Raw genomic sequence first — 13,182 nt, 5'->3', positions numbered from 1 at the left:
ATATACGTCTTTCCCGACCCTGCTACCTTCACCTTTGTTCCCAATCGCTTACGCCTTACCTTTGCTCCTCAGTGCTGATTTACCCTCAGACCTAATCCAGCTGCTATGTTTCTTGCCCTTCCTGCTGCGCAATACCAGCCTTCTGATTATCTACCCATTCTGGTTCAGCTTGGGTTTGCTTTGGCTTTTGTCGCTTTTGCGATGATCGTATCTCACCTAGTAGGCCCCAATCGTAAGAGCGCCGTCAAAGACAGTTCTTTCGAGTGCGGCATTGAGTCGGTGGGTAACGCCCGGACGCCGATTTCGGTGAAGTACTTCCTAACAGCTATTCTGTTCGTGCTATTCGATGTGGAAGTCATCTTTATGTATCCCTGGGCGGTCAACTTTCGCTCGTTAGGAACGGAAGGCTTCGTGCAGATGATTATCTTCTTGGCCCTACTTATGGCCGGTTTCGTGTACGTCATCAAAAAGGGCGTGCTACGCTGGACGGAGCGCTAAACGCCAAACTTTTGCGGCTTGGCTGGTGTTCGTCAGATGGGTATTCCCATCTCTGAAATTGACTCTTTCTTATGACTGATATACGAGTTCCTGAAATCAAAACCGTAGAGGCCCCGGAAGGTGTTGAGGGTGCAGGTTTCTTTGCTACTTCCCTGGAAAAGGTAGTTGGCATTGCCCGCGCTAACTCGCTCTGGCCGTTGCCCTTTGCTACCTCCTGCTGTGGTATTGAGTTCATGGCTACCATGGGCTCCCATTACGACATTTCCCGCTTCGGCTCCGAGCGGCCGTCGTTTTCGCCCCGTCAGGCCGATTTGCTTATGGTAATGGGTACCATTGCCAAGAAAATGGCTCCCATCGTGAAGCAGGTATATGAGCAGATGGCTGAGCCTCGTTGGGTACTAGCTATGGGTGCCTGCGCCTGCTCAGGGGGCATTTTTGACTCCTACTCCGTGCTGCAAGGCATCGACCGCATTATCCCCGTAGACGTGTACGTGCCCGGCTGCCCACCTCGTCCTGAGCAAGTGCTCGACGGATTGATGCGGGTACAGGATCTGGCTAGAAACGAGTCTATTCGCCGCCGCAACTCGCCCGAATACCAGGCGCTGTTGGCCTCTTATAACATCAAGTAGGAAGTTGAGAGCAGCAGGAAGGACTTTATATATCCTTCCTGCTGCTCTCAACTTATAGTTCCTCTCAAAAATGGCTGAATCGAACGAAGAATCCACTGTTGCTCAAACTGCTGTAGCCGAAACCGACCCTAATAAGCTGACTAATGCTCGGGTGCTCACTACCCTTCATCAGCTATTCGGCGAAGATGCTTTTACGGATGTAGACGAGCCTTACGGCTTGCTTACGGCTACTACCACGCGCGAGCGGATTCACGAAATCATTCAGACCCTGCACGGCGAGCCAACCATGCAGTTCAACTTTCTGACTACCATGTGCGGGATTCACTATCCTGAGCAGGAAGATCAGGAGTTGGGGATGATTTATCATCTCCACAGCTTGGTGCATAATGTGCGCCTCCGACTTAAAATATTTTTCCCGATTACCGATCCAGCCGTTCCTACCCTCAGCGACATCCATGCCACGGCGAACTGGATGGAGCGCGAGGCTTTCGACTTCTTCGGCATCATCTTCACGGGCCATCCCAACCTCATCCGCATTCTCAATGTTGAGGATATGGACTATCACCCCATGCGGCGCGAATATCCGCTGGAGGATGGCACCCGCGAAGACAAAACTGACCTGTTTTTCGGCCGCTAGGCCCCTGATACCCTTATCATGGCAGTAAACGACACGCTGGAAAGCACCCATAAGATTCACCAGGAAGCCCGCGAGCAGCAGCATAACCAGCTCGTGCCCACGCTCAACGACTTCAGCCAGGAGCTGACGACGCTGAACCTGGGCCCGACGCACCCTGCTACGCACGGCATTTTCCAGAACATCCTGCAAATGGACGGGGAGCGGATTATTTCCGGCGTCCCCACCATTGGCTACATTCACCGGGCTTTCGAAAAAATAGCTGAGCGGCGGCCATTCTACCAGATCACGACCCTCACTGATCGAATGAACTACTGCTCCAGTCCCATCAATAACATGGGCTGGCACATGACGGTGGAAAAGCTGCTGGGAATTACCGTTCCGAAGCGCGCACAGTATATGCGCGTGATTATGATGGAGCTGGCCCGCATCACGGACCACCTGATCTGTAACTCTATCCTGGGTGTGGACACGGGTGCCTTCACTGGTTTCCTCTACCTGTTTCAGGAGCGGGAGAAGGTGTACGAGATTTACGAAGAGGTCTGCGGTGCTCGTCTGACTACCAACATGGGTCGGATTGGCGGTATGGAGCGAGATTTCACGCCCGTAGCTATCGAGAAGCTGCGCAAGTGGCTGAAGGAGTTTCCGGCCGTAATGCGCGAGTTTGAGAGCATGTTCAACCGCAACCGCATCTTTATGGATCGCGTGGTAAACGTGGGCCCGATTACGGCGGAGAAAGCATTGAACTACGGCTTTACGGGTCCGAACCTGCGGGCCGCCGGCGTCGACTACGATGTACGAGTAATGAATCCCTATTCGTCTTATGAGGACTTCGACTTCGAAATTCCGGTAGGCACTAATGGCGACACCTACGACCGTTTCCTGGTTCGTAACGAAGAGATCTGGCAGAGCTTGCGCATCATCAACCAGGCGCTTGACAATTTGCCCGAAGGTCCTTTCCACGCCGACGCGCCACACTATTATTTGCCCCCCAAGCAGGCCGTGTACAAAAACATGGAGGCCCTGATTTACCACTTCAAAATCATCATGGGTGAGATTGAAGCACCGGTGGGCGAGGTATATCACTCTGTGGAAGGCGGTAACGGCGAACTGGGCTTCTACCTGGTTTCGGATGGTGGTCGCACGCCGTATCGCCTGCATTTCCGTCGCCCCTGCTTTATCTACTACCAGGCCTACCCCGAAATGGTAGTAGGCACCAGCCTCTCCGATGCCATCGTGATTCTAAGCTCGATGAACGTAATTGCCGGTGAGCTGGACGCGTAGTTTTTGCTGAATTTGTCCCCTATGGAAGTTACAACTGCTCCCGCTAAGCCTCAATTTTCGGCCGCTGCCCAAGCCGAGATTAAGCGCATCATTAATCAATTCCCTGAAGACCGCAAGAAATCGGCTTTGCTGCCGGTGCTACACATTGCTCAAGCAGAGTTTGGTGGCTGGGTAAGCCCCGAAGTACAGGATTTGGTAGCTGAATCCTTGGACATCAAGCCCATCGAAGTATATGAGGTTTCGTCGTTTTACACCATGTTCAACCTCAAACCGGTTGGCAAGCATGTGCTCGAAATCTGCCGCACAGGTCCTTGCATGTTGCGCGGTTCGGATGAGCTTACTGAGAACCTAGAACGCATTACAGGAGCTAAAGTAGGCGAAACCTCACCTGATGGGATGTTTACCATCAAGATGGTGGAGTGCTTGGCTGCTTGCGGGTTTGCGCCGGTTGTGCAGGTGCGGGAGAAGTATTACGAGAGCCTCGAAACGCCTGAAGCGGTAGATACAATGCTAAACGAGTTGCGTAGCATGGTGCATCGTCCGCTGTTGCCGTGGGAAGAGCAGAAAACCAAATCTTAGCCTCCAAGCGCATTGCTCGCTTAGAAAACAAATACAAATTAACCCTTCACTCCTACCCCTTACGCTGGAGAAATCATGGGACGCAAGCTATTAACTGAACATATAAACGTCGAAGGAATCGACACGTTTGAGGTCTACCGCAAACACGGCGGCTACCGCTCCGTGGAAAAGGCCCTCAAGACGATGACGCCCGACGAGGTGGTGGAGGAAGTCAAGAAGTCGGGCCTACGTGGGCGCGGCGGCGCGGGCTTCCCGACGGGTTTGAAGTGGAGCTTTCTGGCTAAGCCGGAAGGTGTGCCTCGCTATCTCGTTTGCAATGCCGACGAATCGGAGCCCGGTACCTTCAAGGACCGTCAGCTGATGTCAAAGTTGCCGCACTTGCTCATTGAGGGCATGATTACGGGCAGCTACGCGTTGGGCGCACGCACCAGCTACATCTACATTCGTGGCGAGTTGTTGTACGTGCTGCGTATTCTGGAAAAAGCCATTGCTGAGGCGTATGCGGCTGGTTTTCTGGGCGAGAACATCCTCGGCTCGGGCTACTCCTTGGATTTGCACGTGCACCCCGGCGGTGGCGCTTACATCTGCGGCGAGGAAACGGCTTTGCTGGAATCACTGGAAGGCAAACGCGGCAACCCGCGCAACAAGCCCCCATTTCCGGCTGTGCAGGGTCTTTATGCCCGGCCTACGGTTGTTAACAACGTAGAGTCCATAGCGGCTGTGCCGGTTATCGTGAACGAAGGAGGCGACGAGTACGCCAAAATCGGCATTGGTAAAAGCACAGGCACCAAGCTTATTTCCGCCTGCGGCCACTTGAATAAGCCTGGCATCTACGAAATTGAGCTAGGTGTACCTGTTGAGGAATTCATCTATTCCGATGAATACTGCGGCGGCATCTGGAAAGGGCGTGAGCTGAAAGCGGTAGTAGCTGGTGGCTCTTCCGTACCGATTCTGCCCACGGAGCTTATCCTGAAAACTGCCACTGGCGAGCCACGTCTGATGACGTACGAATCGTTGTCGGATGGTGGCTTCGTGACGGGTACTATGCTGGGTTCGGGGGGCTTTATTGCCATGGACGAGACGACTTGTATCGTGCGCAATACCTGGAATTTCTCGCGCTTCTACCACCACGAGTCGTGCGGGCAGTGCTCACCCTGCCGCGAAGGCACGGGCTGGCTCGAAAAAGTATTGCACCGCCTAGAGCACGGCCACGGCTCCTTGCACGACATTGACCTGATCGTGAGCGTGGCTAAGCAGATTGAGGGCAACACAATTTGCCCCCTGGGCGAGGCGGCAGCCTGGCCGGTAGCTGCTGCCGTGCGTCACTTCCGTGATGAGTTTGAGTGGCATGTAAAGCATCCGCAGGAAGCAACGCGCTATGGCGCGGTGTACCCTGGCAAAGCCGTTTTGGCTTAAGTCATTCATCTTTACCATTTACTGAACACTGCGAAACTCTGCGTAATCCTCTGCGAAACTCTGCGGGAAATACCTTTGCTTCGGTTCAGACAATACGTTTCTGACCACTCATAATGGCTAAAATAACTTTCGATGGCATTGAGGTAGAAGTTCCAGACGGAACGACCATCCTCAACGCGGCCCGCACCATCGGCGGCGGTATCGTACCGCCTGCCATGTGCTATTATACCCCGCTGAAAGGCTCGGGGGGCAAATGCCGGGCTTGCTTGGTGCGCGTTGCGGCTGGTTCTACTAAAGATCCACGGCCGATGCCCAAGCTGGTGGCCTCGTGTATCACGCCTGTCCAAGACGGGATGGTAGTGGAGAACACTACTTCCGAGCAGGTACTTAACGTGCGCAAGGGCATCGTAGAAATGCTGCTCATCAATCACCCCCTGGACTGCCCCGTATGTGACCAAGCCGGCGAGTGTGACCTGCAGAACTTCGCCTTCGAGCATGGAGTTTCCACCACTCGCTATGAGGAAGAGCGTCGCACGTTCGAAAAAATTGATATCGGCCCGCTGATTCAATTGCACATGACGCGTTGCATCCTGTGCTACCGCTGCGTGTACACCGCCGACCAGCTCACTCCAGGCCGCGTACACGGCGTACTTGGTCGCGGCGACGCTTCCGAAATCGGTACGTACATCGAGAATATCATTGATAATGATTTTTCTGGTAACGTCATTGACGTATGTCCAGTTGGCGCTCTGACCGACAAAACTTGGCGCTTCAAGCAGCGGGTGTGGTTTACTAAGCCTGTGAATGCTCACCGCGACTGCCCCAAATGCACCGGCAACGTGGTACTCTGGTACAAAGGCAAGGACGTGCTGCGCGTCACGGCCCGCAAAAACGAGTACGGCGAGGTGAAGGAGTGGATTTGCAACGAATGCCGCTTCGAGAAAAAAGAAACCGCCGACTGGACCCTGGAGGGCCCCGCCGCCATTGACCGTAGCTCCGTTATCTCGGCCAATCACTACGAGCTGCCGGTGGTAAATCCGCAGATAATCGCAGATTTACCGGAAAGCTCCGTGCGCGACCTGGAGCAAAATCCTCCCCTGAAACTAGGTAATTAATTAATATGCTGATGCATTGATGTGCCACTTTAAAATCAGCACATCGCACCTCAGCACCTCAGCACCTCAAAGAATGGAACTTCCCGCACTGGGCTGGCAAGCCCTCGTTATCCTAGTCGTGTTCGGCGTTTCGCTGCTCATTGCCACGTACTCTACCTATGCCGAGCGCGTGATTGCCGCCTTTCTGCAAGACCGCGTCGGGCCAGACCGCGCCGGCCCCTTCGGGCTGCTTCAGCCCCTGGCTGATGCCGTGAAGCTCTTCACCAAGGAAGAATTCTTTCCGGCCGGCTCCAACCGTGCCCTATTCGTTTTTGGGCCCTGTCTGGCCATGGTCACGGCCCTGATGGCGTCGGCGGTCATTCCCTTCGGTAATTACCTGCAATTCGGCAGCACCATCATCTGGCTGCAAGGCATTGAGGTAAACATTGGAATGCTCTATATTTTCGGCGTCGTGTCGCTGGGCGTATACGGCATCATGATCGGCGGCTGGGCCTCCAACAACAAGTTCTCGCTACTAGGGGCCATTCGGGCCGCTTCACAGAACATCAGCTACGAGCTGGCCATGGGCATGGCCCTGATTGCCGTACTAATGGTAAGCGAAACGTTGTCGTTGCGTCAGATCACGCTGCAACAATCGGTGCCCGGCGAGTGGTATTTCTGGAATGTGGTGAAGCAGCCATTAGGCTTTATCATCTTCATCGTCTGCGCCTTTGCCGAAACCAACAGGACGCCCTTCGACCTGCCCGAGTGCGAGACGGAGCTGGTGGGTGGCTACCACACCGAGTACAGCTCCATGAAAATGGGCCTGTACCTGTTTGCCGAGTACATCAACGTATTCGTGGCCTCGGCCGTGATGAGCGTGCTGTATTTTGGGGGCTTCAACTTCCCTTTCCAGTACGAGTTGCAAGCCTGGCTGGCCGAGTCGCAGGGAGCAGTGACAGCCCACAATATCATCACGGGCCTGGGTGTGGTGACTATCTTCGCCAAGATTTTCTCCTTTATCTTCTTTTTCATGTGGGTACGCTGGACGCTGCCCCGCTTCCGCTACGACCAGCTCATGCGCCTGGGCTGGACAATCCTGATTCCGCTGGCCATCTTCAACATTCTGCTCACCGGGGGGCTTATTTTGTTCAACGTCATCCCGCAGGTGCCCAAGTGGTGGCTGTTGCAGTAATGCGGCTCATAAGTAGATTCCCAGGCTGCTCATCCGATGTTATCGGATTTAGAAACTAACCATCATGCAATCCTTAAGCAATAGAGCCAAGATACTGGAAAAGAAGCCGATGACGCTCGCTGAGCGGGCATACTTGCCGGCTATTTTCCAAGGTCTAAGCATTACGATGCGGCACTTCTTTTCTAAGAAGGCTACCATTCGGTACCCCGAGGAGACACGGCCATTTTCCCCTATTTTCCGGGGGCTGCATGTGCTCAAGCGCGATGAGCAGGGCCGGGAGCGGTGCACGGCCTGCGGCCTGTGCGCCGTGGCCTGTCCCGCCGAGGCCATTACGATGGTGGCCGGTGAGCGTAAAAAAGGCGAAGAAGGCCTCTACCGCGAAGAAAAGTACGCTGTCAGCTACGAGGTAAATATGCTGCGCTGCATCTTTTGCGGCCTCTGTGAAGAAGCCTGCCCGAAAGCCGCCGTGTACCTGCAAGCCGATAAAATGGCTCCTCCACGCTTCGAGCGCGACGAGTTTATCTACGGCAAAGACCGCCTGGTAGAGCCCGTGTCGCCGGACGCGCGCTCCCAGCGTGGTATTCAACTCACGCCGGAGCAAGCTCAAGCATTATTTAATAAAATGACCCAGCAAGCTGTCTGAGTCTGACAAACAGTTTCGCTTAATGAGTTACAATACTGGCGCAGACAAAGTAATTTAAGTTAGGTGCATAACCGAAGTACAGGCTCTTCTTGTGCAATACCAGCAAACAAGAGTGGAGCCTCATCCACAACCGGCCTATGTACGAAAAAGTAAATGAGGCCAACTTTTTGCGCTGGCTAGTCGCGATTTGTGTCACTTAGGGTGGTTGCGCGATACAACGGCATCAGAGTTCAGTTTGGCCCCTTCCTTGTTCGTCACCAACAACTAGTCACTGCATGATGAGCTGCACTCAAGGCAGTCACATACAAAGCAAAGCCGCTACGGCTACCTATTAGTTTGCCTGAGCATACCTCAGCCTTTTTTCGCTCGTTAAGTAGGCGGAATTCATTGCGTGATAGGCGATATATCGTAGAGTTTGACGACGCCATCAATACATGGCTACTTGACTCAAAGACAAGCTGACTCACCAAAAAGGTGAGCATAAGATAAAACGCCGCGATTATTGCTACGTATGTCCATGCTGCCTCCACAACTAGCTTTTGGACACTAACGCTTTCCTAGTTTGATAGTGGTCTGGTGTAAGTTCCGCTATTATATAGCATTTTATCAGTGCCTGAACTACGCCCTTTAATGCTTGTCTCTAAGGCTCCAATCATTCATCGACGCAGCTCTGTAGTATAGCTCAAAGCATTCTGCCTTTATCGATTGCCTCCTTATTATTAAGTCGTTATTTTATTCAGAAATTTTCACATTTTTTCGTCTGCTTCTATTGTGTTTTCGTATTTGCTGCACATCGCGCTTATTTAATGGAGAAGATCAAATCAGTTAAGGTCCTAGATGTGCCTCTTTTTGCGGGGAATATTCAGGATGCATCTAGCATTCTGAGGAATGAGATGCGGAAGGAAGCCCGGCATAACTATTGTATTAGTGCTACGGGCGCGCATGGCCTGGTTACGGCACACTCCGATCCAAACCTAAAGAATATTCTCTCCAGCTTTTATATAAATCTGCCCGACGGTATGCCTACGGTATGGGTAGGAAGGATGAAGGGTGAAAAGGAAATGCAGCGGTGTTATGGTCCCGATTTTTTTGCTGAAATGATGCAATCGACGGCCCATACGCCAATTCGGCACTTTTTCTGCGGTGGTAAGGAGGGAGTAGCTGACGAACTGAAGGCGGCTTGCGCCAGTAAGTTTCACAATTATAACGTCGTCGGAACATTTTGCCCCCCTTTCCGGGAATTATCAGATCAGGAATTCCGAGAATTAGGCGAAAAAATCACCTCTTTAGATATAAATGTCGTTTGGGTTGGCATCAGCACTCCCAAGCAGGAAAAGTTTGCATACCAACTCGCTCGCTACACGAATGTACATTTCATAGTCACCGTGGGGGCTGCCTTTGACTTCCATATTGGGAAAGTAGTGCAGGCCCCCGGATTTATGCAAAAGATGGGCTTGGAGTGGTTTTTCCGCCTGTGCGTAGAGCCTAAGCGACTTTGGAAGCGATATTTACAGATAGTCCCATTGTTCGTCTACTACAACATTTTAAATTTAAGACACTCCAAAATTCAACATTGACAGTTATGAGCAAAAAAATTCTCGTCTGTGGCGGCGGTGGTTTCATTGGCGGCCACTTGGTTAAAAGATTAAAAAGCGAAGGCTATTGGGTACGGGTATGTGACCTGAAGCGTAATGAGTTCAGCCCTTCGCCCGCCGATGAGTTTATCGTAGGTGATCTAACTGATCCGGTGATTTGCCGGGAGGTAGTGAAAGACATAGAAGATGTTTATCAACTGGCCGCTGATATGGGCGGAGCAGGTTACATCTTCACTGGCAATAACGATGCAGCTGTGATGTATAATTCGGCTACCATCAACCTCAATGTCGCGGAAGCCAGCCGCCTGGCAGGAGTGAAGAAAATCTTCTACTCCTCATCGGCCTGTATGTATCCTGAATACAATCAATTGGATCCTGACAATCCCAAATGCTCCGAGGATTCGGCTTACCCCGCCGCCCCCGACAGTGAGTACGGCTGGGAGAAATTGTTTAGCGAGCGTTTGTATCTGGCTTATAACCGGAACCACGGTATTCAGGTACGCATAGCCCGCTTTCATAATATCTTCGGAGAAGAAGGTACTTGGATGGGTGGCAAGGAGAAAGCACCCGCCGCTATGTGCCGGAAAGTAGCTTCTGCCGATGAAGGTGGTACGATGGAAATCTGGGGTGATGGGAAGCAAACGCGTTCTTTCCTGCACGTACAGGACTGCTGTGATGCCGTTCGTCAGCTCATGGATTCCGATTTCTCAGGCCCCGTTAATATTGGCTCAGAGGAGATGATTACTATCAATGACCTTGCTAAGCTGGTAATGGAAATTGGCAACAAACCGCTGAGTATCAAGAATATCCCTGGCCCAACTGGCGTGCGCGGAAGAAACTCCGACAACGCCCTGATCCGGGAGAAGCTTGGCTGGGAGCCTAAACTTAATCTCCGTCAGGGATTGGAGAGAACATACCCCTGGATTGCTGAGCAGATAGTTAAGCAACTGGAAACAGTCGAGTAACTTCTGATTGGCAGGCACCAGACACGAAAAGGCAGCACTAGTGCTGCCTTTTCGTGTCTGGTGCCTGCCGGTATACACCGAAGGATTGCCGTAAGCTTGAAGTTAGAGAGGTTTAGTGTAGCGCGTGCAATGATGACAATTTTCGAGTCGTGGAGGAGTATCTTTACCGCACCAATACCGTTCACTGATTCGCCAAGCTGAAGTTTGGTGCTACCTTCGTTTATGTCTCCTCTCTTTTTCTTTCTGTCATTTGTGGCGCTGTTTAGTGCGCTGGGTGTGGTGCTCGCCAAAAATCCGGTTCACAGTGTGCTGTTCCTGATTCTGACATTTTTCACGATATCAGGGCATTACTTGCTGCTGAACGCGCAGTTTCTGGCGGCCGTAAATATCATTGTGTATGCCGGGGCCATTATGGTATTGTTCCTGTTCGTGATAATGTTCCTGAACCTGAACGCCGACACGGAGCCACATAAATCAGCTCTGTCTAAGATAGCGGCGGCTATAGCTGGCGGCTCGCTGTTACTCATCCTGGTCGCTGCTCTGCGTGACATTCAGCCCGGCGGCGCTAACGCCACAACTTTCGATTCGCAAATCGGGATGGTAGACCGGCTGGGCATGACGCTGTACAAGCAGTACATGCTACCCTTTGAGCTGGTATCGGTATTGTTTATCGCTGCAATGGTGGGAGCTGTGATGCTGGGCAAGCGGGAAACGGGAGAGCGCAACTTCTAAAACAACACTTTGCACTATAGCGAAAGCGGCGACTGAAACTCAGTCGCCGCTTTTGTTTTTATCGCTTAGCCGATTCTATGCGGAGGTAGAGGCTGTTTCTTCTTCCACCGACCGCCGCATCCAGGGTGGCCCGCAGCTAGAGCGCATCTGTTGGCGAAATTTCTTCTGCTCTTCGGGCGTCAGGTGGGCCATGCGCGATTCCATCTTTTTGCGCCATACTTCGCGTCGCCGAGCCCAGCCACCGGGCCGGCCACCGCGTCCCCAGCCGCCGAAGAGAATACGAGTAAGCACCAATAACGCAAGTGTTTGCCAGAAGCTGATAAACGGCCCTTTGAAGAGCACGGGCACCAGCCAGTTCCACAAGCGCATGGTTACAAAGCCGGCAGCCGCCACAAACAGGGCGGCGAGAAAGAAAAACTTGAGGCCGCGTAGCAGCCAGAATGAACGATTCATGGGGGTGGCTTTAGGAAGTATTTTTGTCGCAGAAGAGGCACTCATGCGGAGCAATGGCTTCTGGGGGGCTTCTCTAGTCTGTAAATAGCTCGGTGTAGAGTTTCTGCAAGCGCTTGCGCAGGTGCTGCACGGCGTAGTGCTTACGGGAAATCAGGGTTTTGAGCGGGACACCGGTTTCGGCCTCCATTTCGCGGAACGTCTTCTCCTCCAACTCGTGCCATACGAACACCTGACGCTGATTGGGGGGCAATTCTTCCAGTGCTTCTGCCAAGGCTTCCATCAGCGTCTCGCGCAGCAGGCGGTTCTCGGGCGAGTCATCAGCGGCCGGCAGCACATCAGCCAGCAGCAGGGAATCTTCATCATCAAAGCCGCTTGCCAACTCATTTTCCAGTGAAACAGGCTTTTTGCGGCGGTAAAGGTCGGTGATTTTATTACGAGCGACCCGAAAAAGCCAGGCTGCGGCCTGCTCCACGGGCTTGAACAGGCGGTAGCTTTCTACGAGTTCGGCAAATACATCCTGCAATACGTCTTCGGCCTCCGCCTCATCGGGAATACGGCGACGGATGAAGGCAAGCAGTCGGGCGCGCTGGGTGCGAACTGCTTCCTGTATCTGCTGGTCTTGGTGGCCTGCGGTCATTGCCAGCGTGGCATCGAGCGTGAGGGGTAGCGTTTCCATTCTGCTTCGGCAGACGTGGCTGGGGGGCAAATATTTTAGTTGCTGCCGAGAATTATTTTACCCCCCAGCGACGCCGCCAGGTATAGTAGCAATGCTCATGGCGTGCGGAACAAGTGAGAACTGCGAAGGTAGCGCTTACCGAGCGAAGGGATTACGGGGTTTGCGGCCGGATCGCGCTGCTTGAACCGGCCCCGGCCGGGCGGGCGGGGCCGGTTCAGGCTCGGGCAGCACCTGGGCCGCCCGTAGCGCCCGGCGCAGGTAGGCCAGCTTGTTGTGCTGAGCGTACAGACCTTCGGCAAACAGCGTCACCTGCTCGGTGAGGGCGGGCAGCTCGTGCAGCACCTTCAGCCAGCCACCGATGCGCTCGTACAGCTCCACGGAGCGACGGATTTTGTCATCCAGATATTCTTCCGTGCGCTCCATTACGGCGTCGAGAGTGGCCTCGGGGTCGTGGCGAGCGGCCAGGCGCAACAGCTCCGGCAGGTCGGTGAGGTCGTTGGGCGGGGCCACGGACCAGTAGGACGTGCGGGGCCAGGGGTGCCAGTCGAGCTGCAAGGCCAGGGACAGAATATCAGCCGGGCGGTTTTCGGCGGCCAGCGCCCGGAACAGGGGCGAGAAGCGGGCCTTGCGCGTCTCCAACACCTGTTTTACAGAAGCCGCCCGCTCCTTCGCCGTCCAAAGCCCGGCCAGCTCCTCAAAATCGGCAAACTCCTGGCTGGCTTCGGCCCGCTGTGTCAGCGCCTTCACATATAAGATGGCGGCTTTCGGCGGGCGTGACATTGGCCAGCA

General features: G+C 53.6%; 15 protein-coding genes. 12 read left to right on the top strand and 3 right to left on the bottom strand.

Annotated elements, in window-relative coordinates:
- Positions 1-105: 105 nt before the first annotated feature.
- The 12 genes from B9A24_RS05290 to B9A24_RS05235 all read left to right on the top strand — a co-directional run bounded on the left by B9A24_RS05290 (position 106) and on the right by B9A24_RS05235 (position 11,264).
- Entirely contained in the window at positions 106-498 is a 393-nt protein-coding gene (locus B9A24_RS05290; RefSeq protein ID WP_084444134.1) for an NADH-quinone oxidoreductase subunit A, read from the top strand.
- A 71-nt stretch (positions 499-569) separates the two neighbouring features.
- On the top strand, positions 570-1,127 hold the full coding sequence (locus B9A24_RS05285; protein ID WP_084444133.1) for an NADH-quinone oxidoreductase subunit B: 558 nt from the start codon (positions 570-572) through the stop codon (positions 1,125-1,127).
- A 70-nt stretch (positions 1,128-1,197) separates the two neighbouring features.
- Complete coding sequence (locus B9A24_RS05280) at positions 1,198-1,764, top strand: NADH-quinone oxidoreductase subunit C (protein WP_084444132.1); 567 nt, start codon at positions 1,198-1,200, stop codon at positions 1,762-1,764.
- Positions 1,765-1,782: 18 nt separating this feature from the next.
- Positions 1,783-3,045, top strand: a complete 1,263-nt coding sequence (gene nuoD, locus B9A24_RS05275) for an NADH dehydrogenase (quinone) subunit D (protein WP_084444131.1) — start codon at positions 1,783-1,785, stop codon at positions 3,043-3,045.
- A gap of 21 nt (positions 3,046-3,066) precedes the next feature.
- Positions 3,067-3,624, top strand: a complete 558-nt coding sequence (locus B9A24_RS05270; protein WP_084444130.1) for an NADH-quinone oxidoreductase subunit NuoE family protein — start codon at positions 3,067-3,069, stop codon at positions 3,622-3,624.
- 75 nt (positions 3,625-3,699) lie between these two features.
- Positions 3,700-5,040, top strand: a complete 1,341-nt coding sequence (gene nuoF / locus B9A24_RS05265) for an NADH-quinone oxidoreductase subunit NuoF (RefSeq protein ID WP_084444129.1) — start codon at positions 3,700-3,702, stop codon at positions 5,038-5,040.
- Between the two features lie 113 nt (positions 5,041-5,153).
- The gene (locus B9A24_RS05260; RefSeq protein ID WP_084444128.1) at positions 5,154-6,155 is read left to right on the top strand and encodes an NADH-quinone oxidoreductase subunit G; all 1,002 of its coding nucleotides are present in this window, start codon (positions 5,154-5,156) and stop codon (positions 6,153-6,155) included.
- A 73-nt stretch (positions 6,156-6,228) separates the two neighbouring features.
- Positions 6,229-7,329, top strand: coding sequence for an NADH-quinone oxidoreductase subunit NuoH (gene nuoH / locus B9A24_RS05255; protein ID WP_084444127.1), 1,101 nt, complete (start codon positions 6,229-6,231; stop codon positions 7,327-7,329).
- Positions 7,330-7,393: 64 nt separating this feature from the next.
- Entirely contained in the window at positions 7,394-7,972 is a 579-nt protein-coding gene (locus tag B9A24_RS05250) for a NuoI/complex I 23 kDa subunit family protein (protein WP_084444126.1), read from the top strand.
- A gap of 806 nt (positions 7,973-8,778) precedes the next feature.
- Positions 8,779-9,549, top strand: a complete 771-nt coding sequence (locus B9A24_RS05245; RefSeq protein WP_084444125.1) for a WecB/TagA/CpsF family glycosyltransferase — start codon at positions 8,779-8,781, stop codon at positions 9,547-9,549.
- A 5-nt stretch (positions 9,550-9,554) separates the two neighbouring features.
- Positions 9,555-10,532: an NAD-dependent epimerase/dehydratase family protein gene (locus tag B9A24_RS05240; protein ID WP_084444124.1), complete on the top strand. Its 978-nt coding sequence runs from the start codon at positions 9,555-9,557 to the stop codon at positions 10,530-10,532.
- A gap of 222 nt (positions 10,533-10,754) precedes the next feature.
- A complete protein-coding gene (locus tag B9A24_RS05235) occupies positions 10,755-11,264 on the top strand; it encodes an NADH-quinone oxidoreductase subunit J family protein (protein ID WP_084444123.1) in 510 nt (169 codons plus the stop codon).
- Positions 11,265-11,339: 75 nt separating this feature from the next.
- Here the strand turns inward: B9A24_RS05235 and B9A24_RS05230 are convergent, their stop codons facing one another.
- The 3 genes from B9A24_RS05230 to B9A24_RS05220 form a co-directional block, all read right to left on the bottom strand.
- A complete protein-coding gene (locus tag B9A24_RS05230) occupies positions 11,340-11,717 on the bottom strand; it encodes a periplasmic heavy metal sensor (RefSeq protein ID WP_143434768.1) in 378 nt (125 codons plus the stop codon).
- Positions 11,718-11,790: 73 nt separating this feature from the next.
- Positions 11,791-12,393, bottom strand: a complete 603-nt coding sequence (locus B9A24_RS05225; RefSeq protein ID WP_234997001.1) for an RNA polymerase sigma factor — start codon at positions 12,391-12,393, stop codon at positions 11,791-11,793.
- 135 nt (positions 12,394-12,528) lie between these two features.
- The gene (locus tag B9A24_RS05220; protein WP_084444122.1) at positions 12,529-13,173 is read right to left on the bottom strand and encodes a hypothetical protein; all 645 of its coding nucleotides are present in this window, start codon (positions 13,171-13,173) and stop codon (positions 12,529-12,531) included.
- Positions 13,174-13,182: the final 9 nt, after the last annotated feature.

The sequence above is a fragment of the Hymenobacter roseosalivarius DSM 11622 genome, from assembly GCF_900176135.1.
GTDB classification, from domain to species: Bacteria; Bacteroidota; Bacteroidia; order Cytophagales; family Hymenobacteraceae; genus Hymenobacter; species Hymenobacter roseosalivarius.
The sequence above is the reverse complement of the archived record's forward strand: the minus strand, read 5'-3'. Positions and strand labels throughout refer to the sequence as shown.